This window comes from uncultured Ruegeria sp. (genome assembly GCF_947489545.1).
GTDB lineage: Bacteria > Pseudomonadota > Alphaproteobacteria > Rhodobacterales > Rhodobacteraceae > Ruegeria.
The window spans coordinates 129,306-153,496 of sequence record NZ_CANLDZ010000005.1 but is presented as its reverse complement, the minus strand read 5'-3'; the positions used below and the strand labels follow the sequence as shown (position 1 = coordinate 153,496).

Genomic DNA, 24,191 nt, shown 5'->3' with positions numbered 1-24,191 from the left:
CAATGAACGATATGACGCGAGTGGAGAGACAAGTGGACACCAACAAGATCAAGCTGGAGTGCCGTGACTGCCAGGTCCACTATGGTGAGACCCACGCGATCAAAGACGTGAACGTCGATATCGAAGACAAGACCGTGACGGCCTTTATCGGTCCGTCCGGCTGCGGCAAATCCACGTTTCTGCGCTGTTTGAACCGGATGAACGACACAATCGACATTGCCCGCGTCAAAGGGTCGTTCAAACTGGATGGTGAAGACATCTACGACAAGCGTGTCGATCCGGTGCAGCTGCGCGCCAAGGTCGGAATGGTTTTTCAGAAACCAAACCCGTTTCCCAAATCGATCTACGACAACGTTGCATATGGTCCGCGTATTCATGGCCTTGCCAAAAACAAGGCGGACTTGGACGACATCGTCGAGAAATCTTTGCGTCGCGGTGCGATCTGGGACGAAGTCAAGGATCGCCTGGATGCGCCGGGCACTGGCCTGTCTGGCGGTCAGCAACAGCGCCTGTGCATTGCCCGCGCGGTGGCAACAGAGCCAGAAGTTTTGTTGATGGACGAGCCCTGTTCGGCATTAGACCCAATCGCAACAGCCCAAGTCGAAGAGCTGATCGACGAATTGCGCGAACAGTATTCGGTTGTGATCGTGACGCACTCGATGCAACAGGCCGCCCGCGTCAGCCAGAAGACGGCTTTCTTCCATCTGGGCAGTCTGGTTGAGTTTGGCGAAACCGGTCAGATTTTTACCAACCCTGTTGACCCCCGCACGGAAAGCTACATCACCGGCCGGATCGGCTGAGCATAGGTAATCAGAAATGACCGATAATCAAATGTCCGACCAACATATCGCATCCGCTTTTGACCGCGATCTTGAAACCATTCAGGCCCATATCATGAAGATGGGTGGCCTCGTCGAGGAATCGATTACGGGTGCTGCACGCTCGCTCGAAACCCGAGACGAAGAATTGGCGCAAGAAGTTCGCCAGAAGGATAAGGCCATTGATGAGCTGGAAGAGCTCGTCAACGAAGAGACCGCGCGATTGATCGCATTGCGATCGCCGACAGCCAGTGATTTGCGGCTTGTCCTGTCGGTGATGAAAGTCTCAGGCAACCTCGAACGTATTGGCGATTACTCAAAAAACATTGCAAAACGAACCACGGTTCTGGTCACTGCAACGGAAATCAACGGCAGCGCGGCAGCGTTGCGCCGAATGGCTCGCGAGGTAGAGATGATGCTGCGTGATGCACTGGATGCCTACATCCAGCGCGATTCTGAACTGGCGTCAGATGTCATCGAGCGTGACCAGGAAGTGGACCAGATGTACAATGGCCTGTTCCGCGAGTTCCTGACCTTTATGGCAGAAGATCCGCGCAACATTTCGGCCTGTATGCACTTGCATTTCATCGCCAAAAACATCGAGCGTATGGGTGATCACGTGACTGCTATTGCAGAACAAGTCGTCTACCTGGTGACCGGCGAACGTCCGGCCGAAGCCCGGCCCAAAGCTGATAACACATCGCAAACTGTCTAGAGGACGAAGGCAATGTCTGCTGATCAACCGAGTGTACTGGTGGTCGAGGATGAGCTCGCTCAGCGCGAAGTTTTGGCATACAACCTTGAGGCCGAAGGGTTTCGCGTCTCAAAAGCCGCCAGCGGCGACGAAGCGATGCTGCTGGTCGACGAAGAAAGCCCAGACATCATCGTACTGGATTGGATGATGCCCAATCTCAGCGGCATCGAGGTATGCCGACGCCTCAAGACCCGGCCGGATACACGCTCCATCCCGATCATCATGTTGTCGGCCCGTTCTGAAGAGGTCGACAAAGTGCGCGGGCTGGAAACCGGCGCAGATGACTACGTGGTCAAACCGTACTCGATCGTGGAGTTGATGGCCCGTGTACGGACCCAGCTGCGCCGGGTTCGCCCCGCGACTGTAGGGATACGGCTGGAATTTGATGACATTGTGCTGGATTCTGAAACCCACAAGGTCAGCCGTGGCAGTATGCCGTTGAAGCTTGGTCCGACTGAGTTTCGTTTGCTCAGCACATTCATGGAAAAACCCGGTCGTGTCTGGAGTCGCGAGCAACTGCTGGACCGGGTCTGGGGGCGCGACATCTATGTCGATACGCGCACCGTCGACGTTCATATCGGACGGCTGCGCAAGGCGTTAACGCAACATGGCGGTGAAGATCCTGTGCGCACGGTGCGCGGTGCAGGATACGCCTTGGGCTGAAGTGATCGGGCAGGGGCCTTTGCTACGGACCCTGGCCCATGACTTTTACTCATGGGAAGGTGCGAAACTCTTGCTGTAACTTTCAGCGGGCGCGCGGTAGGCTTTGGCAAAATTGCCAACCCCGGAGAAGCCCCATGAACGCCCCCAGCACCAAACCAACCTTGCGCGCCAAGGATGTGCCCGATCTGGGGCAGTTTGCGTGGGATGATCCGTTCCGTTTGGCCGATCAATTGACCGAAGACGAACGCATGATCGCCGACAGTGCGCGGGCGTACGCGCAGGAAAAACTGCAACCCCGCGTGACCGAGGCGTTTCAGAACGAAGAAACCGAACCCGGGATCTTTCGGGAAATGGGCGAAATGGGCCTGTTGGGAACGACCATTCCTGAAGAATACGGCGGCATCGGCGCGGGCTATGTCGCCTATGGCCTGGTCGCACGTGAAGTCGAACGTGTGGATTCGGGCTATCGTTCGATGATGTCGGTGCAAAGCTCTCTGGTGATGTACCCGATCTATGCCTATGGCAGCGAGGAACAGCGCCAAAAGTATCTGCCCAAGCTGGCCAGTGGCGAGTGGATCGGGTGTTTTGGCCTGACCGAGCCGGACGCAGGGTCTGACCCGGCGGGCATGAAAACCCGGGCCGAGAAGATTGACGGCGGCTACCGATTGACCGGCAGCAAGATGTGGATTTCGAACTCTCCGATCGCTGACGTCTTTGTGGTCTGGGCGAAATCAGATGCCCATGACGGCAAAATTCGCGGCTTTGTTCTGGACAAAGGCGTGAAGGGTCTGAGTGCACCCAAAATCCAAAATAAGCTAAGCCTTCGCGCGTCGATCACCGGCGAAATCGTTCTGGACGGTGTTGAAGTGGGCGAGGGCGCATTGCTGCCCCATGTGCAGGGCCTCAAGGGACCGTTTGGGTGTCTAAATCGTGCCCGGTTTGGTATCAGCTGGGGCGTTATGGGCGCTGCAGAATGTTGCTGGCATGCGGCGCTTCAATATGGGCTGGATCGCAAGCAATTTGACAAGCCATTGGCGCAAACGCAACTGTTCCAACGCAAGCTCGCAGATATGCAGACCGAGATCGCTTTGGGGCTGCAAGGCAGCTTGCGCGTCGGTCGCCTGATGGATCAGGCCGAAGCCGCGCCGGAGATGGTTTCTATTGTGAAGCGCAACAACTGCGGAAAAGCGTTGGACATCGCGCGGATGGCACGTGACATGCACGGTGGAAACGGGATTTCGCTTGAGTTTCAGGTTATCCGCCACATGGTCAACCTTGAGACAGTGAACACCTATGAGGGCACGCATGATGTACATGCGTTGATCCTGGGGCGGGCACAGACAGGATTGCAGGCCTTTTACTGAGCTTTAGTATAATGCGTGTAATTGGTATTATGGTAAATAAATGTCATTACACTGCACTTTAATTTTAGAACCAACGCCTTACCATGCAGTGTTGAATCCGAGATTTGGAGCGTCACATGGATCTGACCGGGAAAACTGTTGTCGTCACAGGCGCCGCACAAGGTATTGGCAAAGGTCTGGCAGAACGATTTGCACATGAAGGCGCAAGTGTCGTTTGTGCGGATATCGACGATGCCGGAGCGCGTTTGGTCGCGGAAGCCATCGGTGGACATGCCCTGCGCTGCGACGTCTCCAGCGAGGATGAGATCAAATCTCTGATCGAACACGTCGAAAACACAGTCGGTCCGATTGACCTGTTCTGTGCAAATGCCGGAATTCTGACGCTTGGCGGTCTGGATGTCCCGGATGAAGACTGGGATCGAATCTGGAAGATCAACGTAATGTCCCACGTTTGGACAGCGCGTCATCTGGTTCCTCGGATGACCGCGCGCGGTGGCGGATACATTATGACAACCGCGTCTGCGGCTGGCTTGTTGAATCAACCTGGCGCGGCTCCATACGGCGTCACAAAGCATGCAGCGGTCGGATTTGCCGAATGGTTGTCGCTGACCTATGGGCACCAGGGCCTGCGGGTTTCAGTTTTGTGCCCACAAGCAGTACGATCAGAAATGACCCGAGGACATGAAAATTCGGTGGCCGCAATCGACGGCATGCTAGAGCCTGAAGACGTGGCGCAAGCCTGTGTTGATGCGATCCGCGAAGAACAGTTTCTGGTTCTCCCACATCCTCAGGTGTTGGACTATATACGGCTGAAATCCGATGATTACGACCGATGGCTTGGAGGAATGATGAAGTTAAATCAGGTGTTTGTCGAGAATACCTAAGGTTTCTTCTGCGCTCTGCGCATAAGGCCTTCTTGCGCAACAGAAGCGACCAAAACGCCATCTTCGGTGTATATCGACCCGCGATTAAAGTTCCGCCCCTGCCCCGACCAAGGCGAATCCATTGCATAAAGGTGCCAGTTATCAAAATGCACCGGTGCGTGAAACCAGATGGTGTGGTCCAGACTGGCGCCATTGACCTCGCCAGTAAACCAGCTCAGCCCATGTGGGCGCATTCCTGAACTCATCAGGTTCATGTCCGAGGCATATGCCAGCAGCAAATGCTGTGTTTTTGCGTCCGCCGATGCGGCGGCTCCCATTCGGAACCAAATCTGATTGCGATCATCCGATACCGCCGGGTTGAACGGATCCAGATGATCGACTTCCCGGACTTCGATTGGGCGTTCGCGGATCAGCTCGGATCGCATTCGTTCGGGCACGCGATCCAGGTATTTCTGTCGCAACTCCGTCCGCGCCGGATAGCTTTCCGGGGTATCCAGATCCGGCATAGGGTGCTGATGATCCCAACCTTCGTCTTTGATGTGAAACGACGCGGACATGTTCAGAATTTGTTTTCCATGCTGAATTGCAACCACCCGCCGCGTTGTAAAAGAACCTCCATCTCGCGCTCTATCAACCTGATAAATAACGGGAATGGTTGGATCCCCCGGGCGAATGAAATAGGCATGCAGCGAATGACACAGCCTGTCATCGACAGTGCGATAGGCCGCTGCGAGTGCCTGAGCAATCACCTGTCCGCCGAAAATACGTGTCGGGGTTTCGCCACCTGAACCGGTACCGCGAAACAGATCAACCTCAAGACGTTCAACGTTTAGAAGATCAAGAAGAATGCGTTCGGCTTCGGTCATGGTCTACTCATCAATCTTTGGTCTCACTTGGCGTATCAGCCGCCGCGGCATCAATCAATCATCGCCGCAAGGACAAGCGCCTTAAGCTCTGCACGTGACGGGTATGAACTGGACGGTGACAATTGAGTAAAGAAAACGGCAGTCAGGTCATTTTCCCGATCAATCCAGAAATAGGTCGATGCCATGCCGCCCCAGCTGAAATCTCCGACGGATCCGGGCACGCGGACCCTGCCCGGGTTCAAGACGACGGAACCGCCTAGGCCAAAGCCCATACCTTCCATCGGTTGTTCGGCAAAGCTTTGCGGTCCCATAGATGCAATGTCGCCCGGTAAGTGATTGAGCATCATAAATTCTACGGTCTTCGGTCCCAGCAATCGGTGACCGTTTCCAGTGCCTCCGGTCCGTAGCATTTCGGCAAACCTTGCGTAATCGTCGATTGTGCTGATCAATCCTCCACCACCGGAAAAAGTAGTCGTGTTTTCAAAAGGTGAATGTCCGGCGCGATCGACAAGACGCAAGGTATCCGTGCCTGCATCGGCTGAATTCAACGCCATCGCGTCACCAGCCAGCGGAGTGTAAAGCGACGCAAATCGATCCCCTGCCCCTGTTGCGACCGAGAACCCGCTGTTCCGCATGTTTAGCGGTGCAAAAACCTCTTGCTCAAAGAACACATCCAGAGACTTTCCCGAGACGACCTCGATCACGCGCCCGAGCACATCTAAACTGACCGAGTATTCCCAGCGGGTTCCAGGTTGAAAGGCCAGAGGCAGATCAGCCAAATCAGCCACTCGGTCCTTTAACAGACCCTGATTTGGCTTAAATAACAGGTCTTGGTCGTCCATCGCGGCGGGTAACAGCCCGGGATTGAACGGGTAGCTGAAACCAGCGGTGTGTATCAGTAGCTGGTGCACAGTCGGTGTTGTGGCGTCCTGGGTTTGGTCCAACCGCTGCGCATCCGGAACAAGCGCCTGCATGTTGTCGAAGCCGGGAACGAAATCTGATAGAGGCGCATCCAGATGGAACAAGCCCTGTTCTGCCAGCATCATGATCGCAACAGACGTGACGGGTTTGGTCATTGAGTAGATGCGAACCAGCGTATCCCTTTCAAACGACAGGTTGTCTTCGACGTCTCGCAATCCGGTCGCATGGAAAAACACTTCGCGACCTTGGTGAAACACCACCACCGAACTGCCCGCGTATTTCCGCTGATCAACATAGCTGTCCATCCACGTGCAGATGTGGTTTAGCCGTGTCTGTTCAAATGTCGTATTTACGTCGGGCATTGAAGATCGAACCTCATATGATCTGCTACGATCATGGTTGCTTGGGCGCTGAAACAACAGTGAAAATTGCAAGCCCCGGCAACTGACGTCTGGGCCGATTGCACTGGGTACAGCGGCTGTTTCAAGTGTTAGACTACCGACGTCTCAGATTCGCCATACGCTCTTGCAACCCGACGATTTGCCGTCTTTCCGGAGGACCAACATGGCCCAAACCATCGATTTCGTCTTCGATTTTTGCAGTCCCAACGCTTTCCTGGCCCATAAATTGTTGCCGGGTCTGGCCAAGCGGCACAAGGTTGCGATCAACTATGTCCCGGTGCTGTTGTCCGGCGTGTTCAAAGCCACCAACAACCAAAGTCCTTTTCATGCGTTCTCGGAAAACCGCCAGAAATCGGCCTATCTGACACATGATCTGCACCGGTTTGCCCGTCGCCGCGGATTGAACTTTCACATGAGCCCGCATTTTCCGTTGAACACACGGTTTGCAATGCGTGGCGCTTACTTTGCTTCGGGAAAATCATGGGAAGTCAAATATATAGACGCCATATTTGATGCGATTTGGGTGCATGGTCAAAAGGTTGACGAGATGGGTGTGCTAACCGAAATTCTGCACGAGAATGGGCTGCCGGTCCGAAAAACACATGAGGCGATAGGAAGCGCGGACACAAAACAAAAACTGAAAGATCGAACCAAGGCGGCCGTCAAACGCGGCGTATTCGGGGTGCCCAGCATGTTCATCGGTGATGAGATGTTTTTTGGTAAGAACAGCCTTGCGAACCTTGAACTTGAGTTGTCCAATACAAAGTAGACCTTTTAATTATTTAATAACAGTATGTTATTGAACTTTCATAATCTTGTGTTCAGTGCCGCCAACCCATGCTGCGCGAAGACGGGGACATAGGCGCCAAATGCTTGGGCGCGTTTGGGGTCAGACGCGTTACCGTCCAAAGCGCGCTTGTAAACACCCTGCAGAATGCCCGCCATGCGGAAAAAATTGAACGCCAGGTAGAATCCAAAATTCTCAATCCGGTCGATTCCGCGCCGTTCGCAATACTGCGCGACAAAGGCCTGATCACTTGGCAGGCCCAGGCTTTCGCGATCGATGCCGGCCAAGCCGCGCCCTTCTTTGCCCGGTGGCATCTGCCATTGCATGATGACAGCAGCCAGATCGGCGTAAGGGTGCCCAATTGTTGACAATTCCCAGTCGAGCACTCCGATGCATTTGGCTCTGCCTGGGGCGAACATCAGGTTATCGATCCGGTAATCTCCGTGGACCAGTGTTCTTTGCCCGTCATCCGCTGGAATCGAGGCGTCCAAAGCCGAAATCAGCCTATCCATGTCAACAATCACTGCGGTCTCTGACGCGCGATACTGCTTGGTCCACCGAGAGATTTGCCGCTCAAAATAGTTCCCGGTAGGTCCGTAGTCAGTCAGACCGGCAGCGCCTATATCCACCATATGAAGCTCAGCCAAAACACGGTTCATCTCGTCCAGAATGGCGGTCCGGGCTGTGTTGCTTTCATCCTTCATCGTGGGTTCAAGAAAGATCCGGCCCTGAAGATGCTCCATTACATAGAAGGTCGAGCCGATGACACTGTCATCTTCGCAAAGAAGGTACATTTCCGGCACGGGGACCTTGCTGCCCGCTATCGCGCGCTGCACACGGAATTCGCGATCAACGGCATGGGCTGATTTCAACAGGGTTCCGGGTGGTTTTCGGCGCAAAACGTAAGACCGGTTCGGAGTGCGCAGTTCATAAGTCGGATTGGATTGACCCACCGAGAATTTTGACGCCTCCAATGGGCCTTGATAGCCACTTAGATGCGCTGACAGATAAGCATCTACAGCGGGTAGATCTAACGTATCGTCTTTGCTCATTTTCTGTACTCGCGATTACATGGCCTCGGCAAAGATATTGCCGGCAGTTACCACATTGATACCACCAGAAACTGGAATCACAGCACCGGTGACATAGCTGCCACCTCGACCGCACAGAAAAAGCATACATCCTGCGATGTCTTCGTCCCGCCCGACGCGCCCCAAGGGTACAGACTTACCGACCTTATCTCGTGTTCCCTCATCAGCCGTAGCAAAAGCCGTCATGCGGGATACAAACGGCCCCGGAGCCAACGCGTTAACGGTCACGTTATAGGGCGAAAGCTCCTTCGCCATGACCTTGGTCAGATGCAGAACGGCCGCCTTTGATGCTGAATAGCTGTACGCACCGTCCCCCATTGGAACTTCGCCCATGACGGAACCAACATTGACAACCCGTGCCGGATCTTCGGGCGATCCTGATTTCATCAGCAGCGGCAGAAGTCTCTGGGTAAGCTCGAAGATCCCGGCAACATTGACGGACATGACCTTTTCCCAAGCCTCGTACGGAAACTGGCCCATAGGCGCACCCCAGGAGGTGCCCGAGTTATTCATAAGAATATCAAGCTTATCCGTGCGTGTAGTAATGTCATCCACCAGATCATCGATCCCTTCCTTGCTGCCAAGATCACCGGCAAAACCCTCGGCGCTTCCCGGGGCATCCAAGGCGTTTAGCTCGGCCGCCACGGCAGCGCATGCGTCGCCTTTGCGCGATGCGATCAGAACATGTGCTCCGGCCCGAACCAACGCTTCGGCTGCCATGCGGCCAATTCCTGTTGCCCCTCCGGTGACCAATGCGGTTTTACCGTGCAGCGAGAAAAGTGTTTCGGGTGTCATGGTCTGCTCCTCAGTTATGTGCGGTGCATCGATTTGCTGTGTCCGAACTTGCCGTTGCGGGAGCCGGGCGTCTGCGCCGTTGACAACCCAGGTCGGTGCACCAAAAGTTCTTCCTTACAGATTAACAGGGACAAGGCAGTCGACATGCAAGCATTACTCAGCGTCGCCCCCGGCGGGCCCGAGACATTGGAACTGACCACCCTGCCCGATCTCAAACAAGGTAAGGGTGATTTGCTAGTCGGTGTAAAGGCCGCCGGTGTCAATTTTCCGGATACTCTGATTATCCAGGACTTGTATCAAATGAAACCGCCCCGCCCGTTTGCCCCGGGCGGAGAAATCGCAGGCGACGTATTGGCTGTGGGTGACGGGGTCACAGGGTTCGCAGTCGGAGATCGTATCCTGGCGTTGACCGGGCATGGTGGATTCGCGACACAGGCGGTGGTCAAGGCGGCGACGGCACTCAAATTTCCAGATGCGATGCCATATCAAGACGCGGCCTGTTTCATCTTCACTTACGGAACGTCCTATCACGCCCTGAAGGATCGCGCTGCGATTCAACCCAACGAAACTCTGCTGGTTTTGGGCGCAGCAGGTGGCGTAGGGTCTGCCGCTATTGAACTGGGCAAGGCCATGGGTGCCCGAGTGATCGCAGCCGTATCGTCACCTGAGAAGGCAGAGTTTTGCCGCCAGATCGGGGCGGATGACACAATCCTCTACCCGCGGGAAATGGACAAGGACGCACAGAAGTCTTTTGCGCATGACATAAAGGCCCTGGCCGGGTCCGGTGGCGTGGATGTGGTGTATGACGCGGTTGGCGGGCCCTGCGCCGAACCCGCTTTACGCAGTATGGCGTGGAAAGGTCGATACCTTGTGGTTGGCTTCCCAGCCGGAATTCCGAACATCCCGCTTAACCTTGCGCTGCTGAAAGGCTGTCAGATCGTTGGCGTCTTTTGGGGGGCGTCCGTCTTTCGGGACCCAAAGGCGCATGCTGAGAACGTCAAAGAGCTTTTTGGGTACTATGCGGCGGGTCAAATCAAGCCACGTATCAGCGCCCGGTTTCCACTGCGAGATGCGCCCGAAGCGCTGGAAAATTTGTCTCAGCGATCTGCCTTGGGAAAACTTGTGGTGACCATGGATTAGACCCATCCTTTACGCCGGAAACATGTATCCCGAATACCCTTGACCCGCTGAGGTAAAGTCAGGTGGACAACCATACCAATTCATGACTATGAACGTTTAATGGGGACAATTTAGTAATGCATGACGTTTTGGTATTGAATGGGCCAAACCTCAACCTGCTGGGTACGCGCCAGCCAGAGGTGTATGGTGCGACCACTTTACGGATGATCGAGGATCGCTGCGTCAAACATGGTGCGTCTGTCGGCCTGAAAGTGTCACATCTGCAATCCAACCACGAAGGCGTGTTGATTGACGCGATCCACGCCGCTCGGGGTGTTCAGGACGGCTTGATTGTGAACGCAGGCGCCTTCACACATACCTCGATTGCCCTGATGGACGCGATTGCCTCTGTCGAATTGCCGGTTGTGGAAGTGCATTTGTCGAATATCCATGCGCGTGAGGCGTTCCGCCATAGCTCTTACATTGCGCCCGTTGCATTGGGCCAAATCTGCGGCTTTGGGCCCCAGGGCTACATCTTCGCATTGGACGCGCTGGCTGCCCACCTGACATCGGGGACCGGCGCATGAAACTCAAAGAATACCTGCACTTTGTAACCTACGCCAAGACTCTGGAAGAGCTCTGGGACGCGCATTGCCGCCAAATGGCCGAATATGGGTTCGACCGGTTGATCTATGGCTACACGCAGTTTCGGACCGCAACGTCGCTGGGGGATCCAGAAGACTTCACAATCCTGACGAACCACAGCCGGTCGTATGTAGACGGATTTCTGGGCGACGGACTATATTTCCATGCGCCAATGCTGAAATGGGCGCTGGACCATGAAGGCGCAGCAAGCTGGCATATGATTCAGGATATGGACTCTAGTGGGGTTCTGACGCCCCAGGAACAGCGCGTCATTGATTTCAATAAATCCAAGGGTGTTATCGCGGGCTATACCGTCAGCTTCAACTCCGTCTCCATCCGCTCAAAAGGCGCGATCTCGTTGTCTGCTGAAGATAGCAGAACTCAGGATGATGTTGATGAAGTGTGGGAGAAGCATGGAAACGACATTCTTCTGATAAACAATGTCGCCCATCTGAAGATCCTGACCCTGCCTCACAGTCCGCCAAACCGTGGCCTGACCAAACGCCAGCGCGAGGCGTTGCAATGGGTCGGCGATGGCAAAACGACACAAGACATTGCGTTGTTGATGGGGCTGACCTCTGCAACGGTGGAAAAACACCTGCGACTTGCCCGAGAAGCCTTGTCCGTAGAAACTACGGCGCAGGCTGTTCTTAAGGCATCATTACACAATCAGATGTTTGTCGTCGAAGCCTGAGCCGCTGATTTGACGTAAACTGCGTCACTTTACCTAGGGTAAGGAAAACATGACTATCCGAATCTGGCAGGAAAGTTGCACAGTATCCTTGTTCCGTGAGTGGTGGCTTTAGCCAGGGAACATTCGGTTGGATCTTTGCAATAACAGAGCTCTCCAATCACTCTGACAAGGGGGCGTTTATTTATCCGCGTACCGGTGTCGGAATTTTGGGGGGCCTCGAACATCCCCATCATGCGGGGCCCTCCATTCAACATCTTGTTTAATGGCGGATTGAATTGGCTTAAAAAAACGGGCTACGCGATGCGTAACCCGTTTCAGCTTGGTGATAGGGCCGTGAACGGGCCCTACCTTTTTGATTAGCCCTGAGCGGCTTTTGCAACTTCGGCTGCGAAGTCTTCCTTCTCGACCACGATGCCTTCGCCAACTTCCAGGCGGACAAAGCCGGTGATCGTTGCGCCTGCTTCTTTGGCAGCCGCTTCAACGGTCAGGTCAGGGTTCACAACAAACGCCTGGTTCAGCAGAGTTGCTTCCGCCACGAATTTCTTCATACGGCCAACAATCATCTTTTCGATCACCTGCTCCGGCTTGCCGGATTCGCGGGCGATGTCCATCTGAACCTGCTTTTCCTTCTCGACAACTGCCGGGTCCATGTCGGCTTCGGACAGGGCCGCAGGGTTTACCGCTGCGATATGCATCGCAATCTGCTTGCCGATCGCTTCGTCCCCACCGGACAGAGCAACCAGAACACCGATTTTACCCATACCGTTGGTGGCCGCGTTGTGGACGTAGGATACAACGGTGTCGCCCGACAGCTTTGACATGCGGCGCACCGACATGTTTTCACCGATTGTGGCGATCTTGTCGGTCAACGTGTCTGCAACGGTCTTGCCGCCCAGATCAGCCGCCAGCAGAGCTTCGACATTATCGACGCCTTCGGCGGCATATGCGATTTTGCCAACCATTTCCTGGAACTCGGCGTTCTTGCCGACAAAGTCGGTTTCCGAGTTCACTTCCACTGCAACACCGTTGTTGCCATTGACATGAACAGCAACCAGACCTTCGGCTGCGGTACGGCCCGACTTCTTGGCTGCTTTGGCAAGGCCTTTGGTGCGCAGCCAGTCAATGGCTTCGTCCATGTTGCCGCCGGTTTCGGTCAGCGCTTTCTTTGCGTCCATCATGCCTGCGCCGGTTGTGTCGCGCAGTTCTTTCACCATTGCTGCTGTGATTGCCATCTCTTGGCTCTCCTCAATTCAAACGGATTTGGGGCAGGTCTACCCTGCCCCATATGTCATTTACGTGACGGGCAGCTTACGCTTCGGCTTTGGTTTCCGGAGCGGCTTCTGCGGTCTCTTCAGCCGCAGGCTCTTCCGCAACAACCTCTTCAACCGGTGCTTCTTCGAATGCACCCAGGTCAACACCAGCAGCACCCATCTGAGCGGTCATGCCGTCCAGAGCGGCACGTGCGGCCAGATCGCAATACAGCGAGATGGCGCGCGCAGCGTCATCGTTGCCAGGGATGATGTAATCAACACCATCAGGCGAGCAGTTGGTGTCGACAACAGCCACAACCGGGATGCCCAGCTTGTTGGCTTCGGCGATAGCCAATGCTTCTTTTTTGACGTCGATGACGAACAGCAGGTCAGGGACGCCGCCCATTTCGCGGATACCGCCCAGCGACGCTTGCAGTTTGCCCTGGTCACGCTCCATGCCCAGACGCTCTTTCTTGGTGAGGCCTTCGGCGCCGGTTTCCATCGCTTCGTCGATCTGGTTCAGACGGTTGATCGACTGGGAAACGGTTTTCCAGTTGGTCAACGTTCCGCCCAGCCAGCGATGGTTCATATAGTACTGAGCCGACTTTTCAGCCGCTTCAGCGATCGGCTGCGCTGCCTGACGCTTGGTGCCAACGAACAGTACGCGACCGCCTTTTGCAACGGTGTCACGAACGGCCTGCAGAGCCTGATCCAGCATCGGAACAGTCTGGGTCAGGTCCATGATATGGATGCCATTGCGCGAGCCGTAGATGAACGGGCCCATGCGGGGGTTCCAACGCTGCGTCTGGTGACCAAAGTGAACGCCAGCTTCCAGCAGCTGACGCATGGTGAACTCGGGAAGAGCCATGCTATTTTCCTTTTCCGGTTTACGCCTCGGCGGGGGTGAAAGAAGCGGATGCTCCAACCGGCGGGCCAGATAAGGATGTCTCCCTCAAAAAGCCCAAACCCCGCCTGCGGGTTTGAATGGCGCGCGTATACGGCAGGATTTAAGGCTGTGCAAGGGCCAAATGCCCTTATTTTTCAAGCCGGGCCAGCGCATGCGCGTGTCGCACCGCCTCTTCGCAATGTGCTGCCAGAGCTTTGCGGTTTTCGAAATCACACACCCGAGCTGGAGAGTGGTAAATCAACTCGACCGATCCCTGTCGGCGTGCGCCCAAAGTCTTCAACAGATGTGGTCCAAATTCCATGTCGCCCCACCAGCCGTAAAACCTGTCGGGCTGACCTTTGGGTGCGTGAAAGACGACGGACACGGGTTGCACATACATGAAATCGCGCAATTCATCTGCGAAGAATGCCGCAAAAAGCGTTGTTTTAAAGGGCAAAACCCGCAATCCATCGGTCGAGGTGCCTTCGGGGAAGAACAGCAATTTGTGACCAGCGTTCAGTCTTGTTTCGAAAATCCGCGTTTGTTCACGCGCTTTTTTTGGGTTTCGTTCGATGAAGACGGTTCCGGTCGCCCGGGCCAGCCAGCCGATACCCGGCCATTTTGCGACTTCGGCTTTGGACACGAAGTAAATCCGCTTGCGCGCGTTAAGGGCAAAAATATCCAGCCATGACGAATGGTTTGCCACCACCGCTCCGTGTTCGCGCATCAAACTGCCCGACGTTCGGAATCCCATGCCCAGAATGCGAAACGCGTTTCGGCACACAAACTGAGTTATGTAAGGCGTAACAGGACGGCGCACTCCGAAAAACGGGCGTTCAAACACGCGGAGGATTAAGAGAATGATCAGCCCACCGAAGACGAAAATCGCCAACGGTAACCCACGCAACAGTACAAGGCAGCAGCCGACGAAACCCAACTCAAGCGGGTCTGGTGCGTCTTCACTGTTCCAAAGGGGCGCAGTCAACGGCTCACGCTCCGCCATAAATTCGTTTCTGCCGTTCGTTCATGCGCGCGGTATCCAGGATCAAACATACATCGGTGGTGTTAAACGCATGATCAATGAACGCCCCCTCGCCCACAAAACCGCCGAGCCGCAGATAGGCCTTGATCAGCGCAGGCACCTGAACCATCGCCGCGCGACGGTCCAAAGCCTCAGGTTTTACCAGGTTCATGGATTGAAACACTCCTGGCTGCGCCCTGACTCGCAGATCAACTGGAGCCAGGTGATTGTGGTGCAGCATAGACAGTGGCTGCGCCAGCGCGCCTGCTTCTGTGCCATGAAAACTGGCCACACCAAAGAGGATCTCGATCTGACGCTCTGCGACATAACCAGCAAGACCATTCCACAGATGATACATTGCTGTGCCGCCCCGGTAATCCGGATGCAGACAGGACCGACCGAGCTCCAACAACTTGCGGCCGCTTTGTTTCAGAACGGTTAAATCGTACTCGGCCTCGGAGTAGAACTGCCCCAGTTCTGCGGCACGATCACCCGGTAACAGCCTGTAAACGCCCACGACTTCGCTCGTCGCGTCATCATAGGCCAGCATATGGTCGAAATAGGGGTCAAACTCGTCCTGCTCCAACCCGGCGTCGTGATCGACCATCTCACCACCGCCGCCCAGTTCGCGCACGAACACGTCATAGCGCAATCGTTGCGCCGCGCGCAGCTCGTCTGCTGTGGCAGCAAGTCGTATAGTAAACGAAGGGCCTGCGTCGGGCATGTCAGAAAGATTGATCCTATGTTTCTGAAGCGCAGATATCGCAGTTTTTCAGGCAAAGGCAACCAGACGGTGACAGGCTTTCCTGTTAACTATTCCTAAACCAGTTTCACGGATCAAAGACCGGCATCAGGGCGATGCGTGTTCCATCGATTACCACTTTCCCCTGCTCGCGAAAGTTCACGGTGATCTTGCCTGCGATGTTGGATTGAACCTGTCCGACGCCCCAATCCGGGAAATCCGGGTGGCGCACGAACATGCCCGGTGCGAGAATGGCATTCAAATCCGTCATGCTTGGGCTCCGGTCCGGTGGCAGATACAGCAGGAGGTACGCATGGGCGGCTCAGACGTCAACCTGGCCGAATTGATCGGCTCTCGGATCTGTCATGATCTGATCAGCCCGATTGGGGCAATTACCAATGGGCTTGAGCTTTTGGATATGGTTGGCGCAGTGCAAGGCCCGGAAATGGAGCTGATCTCGGGCAGTGTCGGCAGTGCCGGGGCACGGATCCGCTTTTTCCGGGTTGCCTTTGGATCTGCCGGTGATCAGCCATTGGGTCGGACCGAGGTAGCGGATCTTCTGAAAGATGTTGAACGCGCCGGTCGGGTTCGAGTGCACTGGAATCTGACAGATGCGGTGCCGCGCAATCAGGTGAAACTGGCCTTTTTGGCGCTTATGTGCTGCGAAAGTGCCATGCCGATGGGGGGCGATGTCCGGATCAGTGGGCATGGCGACAAGTGGGAGGTGACAGGCACCGCTGACAAGCTGAATGTCGACGGTGCCCTATGGAAACATGTTGTAACAGGGCGTTTTCCAAACAAGATCACACCTGCTCAGGTGCAATTTGCGTTGTTACCCGAAAGCGCCACAGCCATGGGTCGAAAAATAGCAGTCGAGACTGCATCGACCCGCGTTACCCTTAGATTTTAGGCGCGGGTCGCTCCGTTCCCGCGGACAAGGTACTTAAAGCTGGTCAACTGTGCTGCCCCCACCGGGCCGCGCGCGTGCATTTTACCGGTGGCGATCCCGATCTCGGCACCCATGCCGAACTCACCACCATCGGCAAACTGGGTCGAGGCGTTGTGCATCAGGATCGCACTGTCCAGCCGCTCAAAGAAACGGGCGGCGGCACTGGCATCTTCTGTCATAATACAGTCTGTATGGTTCGAACCGAATTGGCGGATATGCGCAATAGCGCCATCAATGTCAGCGACCGGTTTGGCGGCGATGATGCTGTCCAGAAATTCTTTGCCCCAGTCATCGGCCGAGGCCGAAACAGTGCCCTCCACAGCCAAAGGGCCTTCGGCATGAACCTCAACACCCGCCGCCAATAGGGCGGCGATGATGTCTTGCCCCAGCGTCTCAGCGACATCCTGATGGATCAGTAGGCATTCAGCCGCGCCACAAATACCTGTGCGGCGGGTCTTGGCGTTCAGCACGACATCCAAGGTTTTCTGCGGATCAGCGTCTTTGTCGACATAGATATGCACGATGCCTTCGAGATGGGCAAACACCGGAACGCGAGCTTCGCGCTGGACCAGTCCGACCAAACCCTTGCCGCCACGTGGGACGATGACATCGACATAATCGGTCATTGTCAGCAATTCCTGAACCGCAGCGCGGTCGCGCGTCGGGACCAGTTGAATGGCATCTTCGGGCAGGTTCGCAGCCTTCAAACCCTCGACCAGACAGGCGTGGATGGCGGTGGACGAATGAAATCCCTCGGACCCGCCCCGCAGGATCACGGCATTGCCGGATTTCAGGCACAAAGCACCTGCGTCTGCCGTTACATTGGGGCGGCTTTCATAGATGACACCGATCACACCCAGCGGAGTACGCACGCGCTGGATGTTCAGACCGGATGGCATATCCCATTCCGTCAGCACCTCACCCACCGGGTCGGCCTGATCTGCGACGGTACGCAAGCCATCGACCATGCCCTGAATGCGTGTCTCATCCAGCATCAGACGGTCCATCATCGCGGGGCTGAGACCCTTGTTACGACCGAATTCCATATCCTTCTGGTTGGCCGCGATGATCTGAGAGCGATTGTTCCAAACCGCCTCGGCCGCTGCGATCAGGGCCGCATGTTTGCGTTCCGCGCTTGCAAAGGCCAATTCCGCTGATGCTGCTTTGGCACGCTTTCCAAGGTCGGTCATCAGGTCGGGGATGCTGTCGAAATCCTTCATATCACGTGCCTTTCTGGTCGGTAGCTTTCAGTAACAGTGCGCCGCTAAAGCGCCAAGTCGTCGCGGTGGATCAATGCCGCCCGACCCGGATAGCCCAACGTCGCCTCGATTTCCGACGATCTGCGCCCTTTGATTGCGTCGGCCTCCTGCGCCGTATATCGGCTGAGGCCCTGTGCCAGTCGGCGAGACTGCGGATCGAGAACCGCAACTGGATCACCGCGCCCGAACTCTCCGTTTACCGCAACGATGCCAGCTGGCAGCAAGCTTTTTCCATTTGCCAACGCCTTCGCCGCGCCTGCATCAACGGTAATTTCGCCACGAGGTTTCATTGCAGAAATCCAACGTTTCCGGGCGGCATGTGGATCGAGCGTCGCCGTAAACCAGGTGCAGTTTGCGCCGTTGTTCAAAGATTTCAAAGGGTTCAATTTCGAACCTTCTGTAATTGCCATCGTACAACCTGCGGCAATTGCCATCTTTGCTGCAAGCAATTTGGTTTTCATACCGCCCTTCGACAGACCGGATCCGGCGTCACCCGCCATCGCCTCGATCTCGGGCGTGATCTCATCAATCACGTCATAGCGCGTGGCCGAGACGTCTTCGCTGGGATTGCCGCTGTAGAACCCATCCACATCCGATAGCAGGATCAACTGATCGGCGCCAACGGTCACGGCAATCTGGGCCGCCAAACGGTCATTGTCGCCATAGCGGATTTCGTCCGTGGCCACTGTGTCATTCTCATTCACGATCGGAACCACACCCAAACCCAGCAAGGTCTCCAGCGTCGCGCGTGAATTCAGATACCGGCGCCGATTGGCACTGTCCTCCAGCGTAACCAGGACCTGAGCGGTCGTAATTCGGTGCGGCGTCAGCGCTTCTTCATAGGCGCGCGCCAGTCGGATTTGCCCAACTGCCGCCGCCGCCTGAGATTGTTCGAGCGCCAATGTGGCCGCAGGCAGGTTCAGAACACCGCGCCCCAATGCAATCGACCCCGAGGATACAAGAATGACATCTGTGCCCTGCCCTTTGAGCCAGGCAACATCCTGTGCCAGCGACTGCAACCAGTCTGATCGCAGCAAACCCGTTTCGCGATCCACCAACAGGGCAGATCCGATTTTAACGACCAATCGGTTTGCAGCGGTTAGGGCCGCCACGTCGTCGTCTCCTCGACAGGCTTCTGGCGCAACCTGTCTTCGTCAATTCGGGTTCTTAGGGCGCGCAGCACTTCGGTCACACCCTGACGGGCGACGCCGGACATTGTCATGATCGGACCACCAACAGCCTCTTGCAGTTCGGTCTTGGCCGCTTCAAGCTCTTCCTCATCCAACGCGTCGATCTTGTTGAGCACTGTGATCCGCGGCTTTTCGGCCAAGGCCCCGCCATAAGCTTCAAGCTCATGAATGATTGTACGGTAATCCTCGGCGACCGTCTCAGAGGTGCCATCGACCAGATGCAACAAGACCGCGCAGCGTTCCACATGGCCTAGAAAACGATCGCCAATGCCGCGCCCTTCATGGGCGCCTTCGATCAGGCCGGGAATGTCAGCGACGACAAATTCCACGTTGTCCACGCCGACGACGCCAAGATTGGGATGCAGCGTTGTAAACGGATAGTCCGCAATCTTGGGGCGCGCGTTTGATGTGGCCGCCAGAAAGGTAGATTTTCCGGCATTCGGCATGCCCAAAAGCCCGACATCCGCGATCAGCTTCAGGCGCAGCCAGATGGTCCGGTCAATGCCGCCCTGCCCCGGATTGGCGCGGCGCGGGGCCTGATTGGTGGCGGATTTAAAGTGCAGGTTGCCGAAGCCACCATTGCCGCCCTTGGCCAGCAAGACGCGTTCGCCCACTTGCGTCAGGTCCGCGATCACGGTCTCTTCATCTTCGTCCAGAATCTCGGTGCCGACGGGGACGCGCAGAATGATGTCGTCACCATCCTTGCCGGTCCTTTGCTGACCGCGACCGGGTTGGCCACTTTTAGCAAAGAAATGCTGCTGATAGCGGAAGTCGATCAGGGTGTTCAACCCATCGACAACCTCGGCCCAGACCGAGCCACCTTTGCCGCCGTCGCCACCATCGGGCCCACCATATTCAATATATTTTTCGCGCCGAAAGCTGACGCACCCGCCACCGCCGGCCCCGGACCGGATGTAGACCTTTGCAAGATCGAGAAATTTCATGTCAGTCCCCTACTGCAAAGGCCCCACCGGCCACAAGTCAGAGTTTCTTGCTGTATGTCCAGGTGGGCACATTTGCGTCGCGTGCCACCGAATAGCTCTCGGCGTCGCCCAAGTACTCAAACCCGCAGTGAATCAGCACCCGGGCCGAGGCCGGATTGTCCTGAAATACGCTGGCGAACATGTTCGCGTTCTTCAGCGGGTTGGTATTGACCAAGGCCTCGACGGCCAGTGAGGCGACGCCGGTATTCCAGTAGACAGGTGCAACCCAATACCCAACCTCAGTCTGGTTGCGATCCAGTCGAGTCAGGGAAATCAGACCGATAAGTTCTGGGCCGCCATCCTTTGTGGCATCCATGGCCCAGACATCTTCGTCCCGCTCGTCTGCCATCGAACGCGTCACGAAGGCTTCGATCGAACCCGGTGGCAGCGGGTGGGGAATACTGGTGGTCATACGCGCAACGCGTTCATCGCCTGCATAATGTTCGACGAGACCCATATCCGAACGACGCAAAGGGCGCAGATCGAACCGCTCGGTTTCGATGACCGGCTGATTTATTATTGTCTCAAGTTTCATGAGTGCGTTCCTCCTCCGAACAACACGAATAATACGGACGCAACAGTCAAACTGGCTAAAGTCCACATCAGATATTTTTCCGCGGGCCGTCCTTCAACCACATGGGCAATTCTATCGCCTGCAAAAGTCCAGATAGGGTGCAGGACAATCTGGCAGAGCAATAGACACAGAGCGATTGTAAATGTCGCGTTAAGACTGGGCGTACCTGCGGCAACAAAACCGGTGAATCCGGCAATAATCATCGCCCAGGCCTTGGGGTTAAGTGGATGCACGATCAGCCCGGCCCAGAAACCGGGCACATCCTGAACGGACACGTCACGCGAAAGTCGCAGATTGGCGATTTTCCACGCAAGCCAGCAAATATATGCCGCCGAAGCATATTTCAGGGCAGCAAACGCCATCGGAGCCTGATCCGCGACCTGCATCAACCCAAACCCAACGGGCCAGATGATCAGTTGCTTGCCCAGAACAACACCGGCCACAAACGGCAGCGCCGCCCGAAAACCATAACGCGCACCTGTTCCCAGCAGGACCATATTGGCCGGTCCCGGTGTGCCGACCTGACTGGCGGCAAAGATCAGGAAACTGGTGGTTGCGACTGTCATCAGACCATTCGATCAAAATTGCGTTAAAACGAGAAAGGGGACCGGCACTTTGTGCCGGTCCCCCATGAATTTTTCTTAAACCTCTGGGTTTCGGCTTACTCTGCGGCCTCCGCCACTGGCAGGACCGAAATAAAGGTGCGGTTTTTGAGGCCTTTGTGAAACTTGACAGCGCCATCAGTGGTCGCAAAGATCGTGTGATCCTTGCCGATGCCTACGCCTTCGCCCGGCCAAAACTTGGTGCCGCGCTGACGCACGATGATGTTGCCTGCGATGGCAGCCTGACCACCATAGAGTTTAACGCCAAGGCGGCGACCCGCTGAGTCGCGACCGTTACGGGAGGAACCGCCAGCTTTTTTGTGTGCCATTCTCTCTCTCCTTAGCCTTTAGCCAGTTCTTTGGCCTGTTCGATCCAGCCTTCACGCTCGATCCGGCCTTTGAACGACAGTTTCTCGTCCATAGCAGCTACGTCTTCATCCGTCCATGCCGCGATCTGGGCAAAGGTGGTGATGCCTGCTGCAAGAAGCTTCTTCTCAAGTGCAGGGCCAACGCCGGACAGTTTCTTCAGATCGTCCGTGCCAGCTTCAGCAGCGGGTGCTTCGGCTTTCTTGGCAGGCGCCTTTTTCGGAGCTGCTTTCTTGGGTGCTGCTGCTTCAACAGCTGCTGCGGAAACCGAACCGGTTGCAGCTTTGATGCCCGACTTGTCAGCGCCCGACGACAGGATATCGGTGATTTTGACCAGTGTCAGCTTCTGACGGTGGCCAACGGTGCGCTTCGAGCTGTGCTTACGACGGCGTTTGACGAACTTGATGACCTTGTCACCTTTGATCTGTTCGACAACTTCGGCTTGAACGCCGGCGCCTTCGATAAACGGCGCGCCAACAACCGGTGCGTCACCGCCCAGCATCAGTACGTCGTTGAATTGAACTGTTTCACCTGCGTCGGCAGCCAATTTTTCAACGCGGAGGATATCGCCCGCCTGAACCTTGTACTGCTTGCCGCCAGTCTTGAGGACCGCAAACATGCGTCTTTCCTTTTCATTCCCGCGTTCTGTGGTCCCCGTCTGGATGTTTTGGCCCCAATGAACTTGAAGGCCACCTCGAACAGCGCGCCCTTTTCGGGCTGTGTGACTGACCTTTGGGGTATGCCCAATGGGTCAAATAATAACGATACCCGGCGCGGAATACCGGCCGGGATGCGCGCTTATCCATAGATTACCTGTGAAAGTCAACACCCAACCGGTGTCAAAGATCCGATCCTCTGAGGACCTGTGCGGCGGCCTCGCCCAGACGGAAAGATATGCTGTCAAACATCTGGTCGAACCCGTCAAACAAGGCCTCATTCACGGCCTGACCCGTATCGGTACGAGAGAACGCGATATTTTCACGCATCTGCGCTTCGTCCATTGGTCGGTACGCAAGCAAAAGAAACGAGTACAGCCAGGTCGTGGCTTCTTCTGTCTTGCTGTCTGTCTCAGAAAGCAACTCCGCCAGCAACTCACCTTCATCCGATAGCTCGCCATAGGCAAGACCTCGGAAAAAGTTGAAATCCGCGCTCAACGACCCTTCTACATTCTGTTCTACAAGGTTGTTGATCTGGATATACTCGTCGACCAGTTCATATCGCACCGAGTCCCGCGCGGTACTTTCATAGGCCTCGCGCGCCATTTCCTCGATGGCCTCGTCCGAAATTGCCCGTCTTGCGGAATTTTCAAGGGAGATAATCGTTTGGCCCAAGTCGCTTTCGAAAAACACGATGGCCTGATCCAATTGACTGTCCGTTAGCCCGCGTTCGAAGGCCTCTGTCACGCGTTCTTGCATCCAGACCGGATCGTAGATGTCTTCAACCTGCGCTTCAAAGAAGGCGCCGCCGGTGTTGTCCAACAGCGTTTCATCCAACTCACGACGCTGGACCATCGCTTCATCGACCAGAATGTCCATGACCTGCGACAGATGCATGGCGTCGGCCAAACGGTCGACCTTTTCGTCGGCCACCAGTGGCGGCGCCCAAAAGACCAGAAAAGCTAAAAGGCAGCTCAGACGCATCATATATCCTGCGCCGGATGCAGATCAGCCATTCTGGCAGCCAGAATTTCGAACTTCATCGCCATGATCTCGTATTGAATGGCATTCAACAGCTCGTACACTTCCTGCATCAACGGCTGTTCCAGGGCTTCGACATAGGCATCGACATCCGAATCCGAGAAATCCTGATAGGTGTATGCGGCCCCCGCCAGTGCCGACAATTGCAAAGACTGGCGCATAGCGGTTTCGTTGCGCTTCATCATCTGGCGCAACTCGTCTGCGCCGAGTTGAAGGTCGATCACGCCCGACGCGCTTGCGGCCAGCAGGAACCGCAATTGAATCTCCTGTAGCGCCCGCAACGCCGTTCCGGTGGAATCGATCGCGCGGTTCATCCGCTTCAGGCTTTCCACGCGTTGCGACCCGTCTTGGATCAGGCCCGCAACAATCTCCTGCCCTTCCATTTGCTTGGCCTCGTCGTCATCTATCATATGCGACGCATTCTCGGCCTCTACCAACCGCTGACCCAGATCCGAGGCATAAAACTCGACAGCATGTCCCAAAGCTTCGTCGCTGAGAGTTTGTTCCAGGATCGTCACGGCGGTTTCGTGCATATCCTCTGTGTCAAACACCTCTTCCGTCAATCGTGTCCAATCCGACCCGAACCCGTCGGGATCAATGCCCAGCATTTGTGGTGCGGATCCCGACGCCAGCGCAATGCTTTCGAGCGCCACGTCAAACCCGGTTGTTGTCAAAAACGCCTCAACACGGTCACGGTTGGCTGCCACAACCTGAAGCGGGATCAGGACCAAAGCCGCAAGCGGCACAAGAAACGGAATGGCGAAACGCCGTGCAAAATATGTCATGCCTAATAGCCTAGGAGTTTTGTGCCTGCAGGCAATGGAAAATCCGGGCTTTGATGATTTGTGGAACTTTGTGCTTGCACCGCTG

General features: G+C 55.7%; 28 protein-coding genes. 10 read left to right on the top strand and 18 right to left on the bottom strand.

The window, feature by feature from the left end; genetic code table 11:
• The first annotated feature begins 2 nt into the window (after positions 1 to 2).
• The 5 genes from pstB (at position 3) to Q1B13_RS09435 (ending at position 4,483) form a co-directional block, all read left to right on the top strand.
• Positions 3 to 800: a phosphate ABC transporter ATP-binding protein PstB gene (gene pstB / locus Q1B13_RS09455; protein ID WP_298935470.1), complete on the top strand. Its 798-nt coding sequence runs from the start codon at positions 3 to 5 to the stop codon at positions 798 to 800.
• A gap of 31 nt (positions 801 to 831) precedes the next feature.
• Positions 832 to 1,533: a phosphate signaling complex protein PhoU gene (phoU, locus tag Q1B13_RS09450; protein ID WP_298935744.1), complete on the top strand. Its 702-nt coding sequence runs from the start codon at positions 832 to 834 to the stop codon at positions 1,531 to 1,533.
• 12 nt (positions 1,534 to 1,545) lie between these two features.
• A complete protein-coding gene (gene phoB / locus Q1B13_RS09445) occupies positions 1,546 to 2,235 on the top strand; it encodes a phosphate regulon transcriptional regulator PhoB (protein ID WP_298935472.1) in 690 nt (229 codons plus the stop codon).
• Between the two features lie 134 nt (positions 2,236 to 2,369).
• On the top strand, positions 2,370 to 3,599 hold the full coding sequence (locus Q1B13_RS09440) for an acyl-CoA dehydrogenase (RefSeq protein ID WP_299075377.1): 1,230 nt from the start codon (positions 2,370 to 2,372) through the stop codon (positions 3,597 to 3,599).
• A 116-nt stretch (positions 3,600 to 3,715) separates the two neighbouring features.
• Positions 3,716 to 4,483, top strand: a complete 768-nt coding sequence (locus Q1B13_RS09435; protein ID WP_299075374.1) for an SDR family oxidoreductase — start codon at positions 3,716 to 3,718, stop codon at positions 4,481 to 4,483.
• Here Q1B13_RS09435 and Q1B13_RS09430 read toward each other — a convergent pair.
• Positions 4,480 to 5,349 carry an acyl-CoA thioesterase II gene (locus Q1B13_RS09430; RefSeq protein ID WP_299075371.1) on the bottom strand — a complete coding sequence of 290 codons (870 nt, stop codon included), beginning with the start codon at positions 5,347 to 5,349 and terminating at the stop codon, positions 4,480 to 4,482. The two genes, Q1B13_RS09435 and Q1B13_RS09430, sit on opposite strands and share 4 nt — an antisense overlap.
• Before the next feature lie 50 nt (positions 5,350 to 5,399).
• Positions 5,400 to 6,632, bottom strand: a complete 1,233-nt coding sequence (locus Q1B13_RS09425) for a serine hydrolase (RefSeq protein ID WP_299075368.1) — start codon at positions 6,630 to 6,632, stop codon at positions 5,400 to 5,402.
• Positions 6,633 to 6,834: 202 nt separating this feature from the next.
• Between Q1B13_RS09425 and Q1B13_RS09420 the strand changes: the two genes are divergently transcribed.
• Positions 6,835 to 7,440, top strand: a complete 606-nt coding sequence (locus tag Q1B13_RS09420) for a 2-hydroxychromene-2-carboxylate isomerase (RefSeq protein ID WP_299075365.1) — start codon at positions 6,835 to 6,837, stop codon at positions 7,438 to 7,440.
• 38 nt (positions 7,441 to 7,478) lie between these two features.
• On the opposite strand, the gene Q1B13_RS09415 is transcribed toward Q1B13_RS09420, so the two are convergent.
• Together Q1B13_RS09415 and Q1B13_RS09410 are read right to left on the bottom strand one after the other, a co-directional pair.
• A complete protein-coding gene (locus Q1B13_RS09415) occupies positions 7,479 to 8,510 on the bottom strand; it encodes a phosphotransferase family protein (protein ID WP_299075362.1) in 1,032 nt (343 codons plus the stop codon).
• Positions 8,511 to 8,525: 15 nt separating this feature from the next.
• Entirely contained in the window at positions 8,526 to 9,344 is an 819-nt protein-coding gene (locus Q1B13_RS09410; RefSeq protein ID WP_299075359.1) for an SDR family NAD(P)-dependent oxidoreductase, read from the bottom strand.
• 144 nt (positions 9,345 to 9,488) lie between these two features.
• On the opposite strand from Q1B13_RS09410, the gene Q1B13_RS09405 reads away from it, so the two are divergent.
• From Q1B13_RS09405 to Q1B13_RS09395, 3 genes are all read left to right on the top strand, one after another.
• Positions 9,489 to 10,484 (top strand): NADPH:quinone oxidoreductase family protein, encoded by a 996-nt coding sequence (locus Q1B13_RS09405; protein ID WP_299075356.1) that lies wholly within the window; start codon positions 9,489 to 9,491, stop codon positions 10,482 to 10,484.
• Between the two features lie 116 nt (positions 10,485 to 10,600).
• Complete coding sequence (gene aroQ, locus Q1B13_RS09400; RefSeq protein ID WP_299075353.1) at positions 10,601 to 11,050, top strand: type II 3-dehydroquinate dehydratase; 450 nt, start codon at positions 10,601 to 10,603, stop codon at positions 11,048 to 11,050.
• Complete coding sequence (locus tag Q1B13_RS09395; RefSeq protein WP_299075350.1) at positions 11,047 to 11,802, top strand: LuxR family transcriptional regulator; 756 nt, start codon at positions 11,047 to 11,049, stop codon at positions 11,800 to 11,802. The genes aroQ and Q1B13_RS09395 overlap by 4 nt, the downstream gene beginning before the upstream one ends.
• 356 nt (positions 11,803 to 12,158) lie before the next feature.
• On the opposite strand, the gene tsf is transcribed toward Q1B13_RS09395, so the two are convergent.
• The 5 genes from tsf to Q1B13_RS09370 all read right to left on the bottom strand — a co-directional run bounded on the left by tsf (position 12,159) and on the right by Q1B13_RS09370 (position 15,972).
• Complete coding sequence (gene tsf / locus Q1B13_RS09390) at positions 12,159 to 13,034, bottom strand: translation elongation factor Ts (protein ID WP_299075347.1); 876 nt, start codon at positions 13,032 to 13,034, stop codon at positions 12,159 to 12,161.
• A gap of 76 nt (positions 13,035 to 13,110) precedes the next feature.
• Positions 13,111 to 13,920 (bottom strand): 30S ribosomal protein S2, encoded by an 810-nt coding sequence (gene rpsB / locus Q1B13_RS09385; RefSeq protein WP_298935487.1) that lies wholly within the window; start codon positions 13,918 to 13,920, stop codon positions 13,111 to 13,113.
• A 166-nt stretch (positions 13,921 to 14,086) separates the two neighbouring features.
• Positions 14,087 to 14,941: a 1-acyl-sn-glycerol-3-phosphate acyltransferase gene (locus Q1B13_RS09380; RefSeq protein WP_299075344.1), complete on the bottom strand. Its 855-nt coding sequence runs from the start codon at positions 14,939 to 14,941 to the stop codon at positions 14,087 to 14,089.
• Entirely contained in the window at positions 14,928 to 15,683 is a 756-nt protein-coding gene (locus Q1B13_RS09375) for a GNAT family N-acyltransferase (RefSeq protein WP_299075341.1), read from the bottom strand. Before Q1B13_RS09375 ends, Q1B13_RS09380 begins: the two co-directional genes overlap by 14 nt.
• A 106-nt stretch (positions 15,684 to 15,789) precedes the next feature.
• A complete protein-coding gene (locus tag Q1B13_RS09370; protein WP_170430504.1) occupies positions 15,790 to 15,972 on the bottom strand; it encodes a DUF3553 domain-containing protein in 183 nt (60 codons plus the stop codon).
• A gap of 42 nt (positions 15,973 to 16,014) precedes the next feature.
• Here Q1B13_RS09370 and Q1B13_RS09365 point away from each other — a divergent pair, with 42 nt between their 5' ends.
• Positions 16,015 to 16,611: a histidine phosphotransferase family protein gene (locus Q1B13_RS09365; protein WP_299075338.1), complete on the top strand. Its 597-nt coding sequence runs from the start codon at positions 16,015 to 16,017 to the stop codon at positions 16,609 to 16,611.
• Here the strand turns inward: Q1B13_RS09365 and Q1B13_RS09360 are convergent.
• From Q1B13_RS09360 to Q1B13_RS09320, 9 genes are all read right to left on the bottom strand, one after another.
• Positions 16,608 to 17,870: a glutamate-5-semialdehyde dehydrogenase gene (locus Q1B13_RS09360; protein ID WP_299075335.1), complete on the bottom strand. Its 1,263-nt coding sequence runs from the start codon at positions 17,868 to 17,870 to the stop codon at positions 16,608 to 16,610. The two genes, Q1B13_RS09365 and Q1B13_RS09360, sit on opposite strands and share 4 nt — an antisense overlap.
• Positions 17,871 to 17,914: 44 nt before the next feature.
• Positions 17,915 to 19,021 (bottom strand): glutamate 5-kinase, encoded by a 1,107-nt coding sequence (proB, locus tag Q1B13_RS09355; RefSeq protein ID WP_298935492.1) that lies wholly within the window; start codon positions 19,019 to 19,021, stop codon positions 17,915 to 17,917.
• The gene (obgE, locus tag Q1B13_RS09350; protein WP_299075332.1) at positions 19,009 to 20,043 is read right to left on the bottom strand and encodes a GTPase ObgE; all 1,035 of its coding nucleotides are present in this window, start codon (positions 20,041 to 20,043) and stop codon (positions 19,009 to 19,011) included. Before obgE ends, proB begins: the two co-directional genes overlap by 13 nt.
• Positions 20,044 to 20,080: 37 nt before the next feature.
• Complete coding sequence (locus tag Q1B13_RS09345; RefSeq protein ID WP_120635435.1) at positions 20,081 to 20,617, bottom strand: GNAT family N-acetyltransferase; 537 nt, start codon at positions 20,615 to 20,617, stop codon at positions 20,081 to 20,083.
• Positions 20,614 to 21,222 (bottom strand): LysE family translocator, encoded by a 609-nt coding sequence (locus tag Q1B13_RS09340; RefSeq protein WP_298935494.1) that lies wholly within the window; start codon positions 21,220 to 21,222, stop codon positions 20,614 to 20,616. The genes Q1B13_RS09345 and Q1B13_RS09340 overlap by 4 nt, the downstream gene beginning before the upstream one ends.
• A gap of 95 nt (positions 21,223 to 21,317) precedes the next feature.
• Positions 21,318 to 21,587 (bottom strand): 50S ribosomal protein L27, encoded by a 270-nt coding sequence (rpmA, locus tag Q1B13_RS09335; protein WP_037306861.1) that lies wholly within the window; start codon positions 21,585 to 21,587, stop codon positions 21,318 to 21,320.
• An 11-nt stretch (positions 21,588 to 21,598) separates the two neighbouring features.
• Positions 21,599 to 22,243 carry a 50S ribosomal protein L21 gene (locus Q1B13_RS09330; RefSeq protein ID WP_299075330.1) on the bottom strand — a complete coding sequence of 215 codons (645 nt, stop codon included), beginning with the start codon at positions 22,241 to 22,243 and terminating at the stop codon, positions 21,599 to 21,601.
• Between the two features lie 220 nt (positions 22,244 to 22,463).
• Entirely contained in the window at positions 22,464 to 23,264 is an 801-nt protein-coding gene (locus Q1B13_RS09325; RefSeq protein ID WP_299075327.1) for a DUF2059 domain-containing protein, read from the bottom strand.
• Positions 23,264 to 24,106, bottom strand: a complete 843-nt coding sequence (locus Q1B13_RS09320) for a DUF2059 domain-containing protein (protein WP_299075323.1) — start codon at positions 24,104 to 24,106, stop codon at positions 23,264 to 23,266. The genes Q1B13_RS09325 and Q1B13_RS09320 overlap by 1 nt, the downstream gene beginning before the upstream one ends.
• Positions 24,107 to 24,191 lie beyond the last annotated feature (85 nt).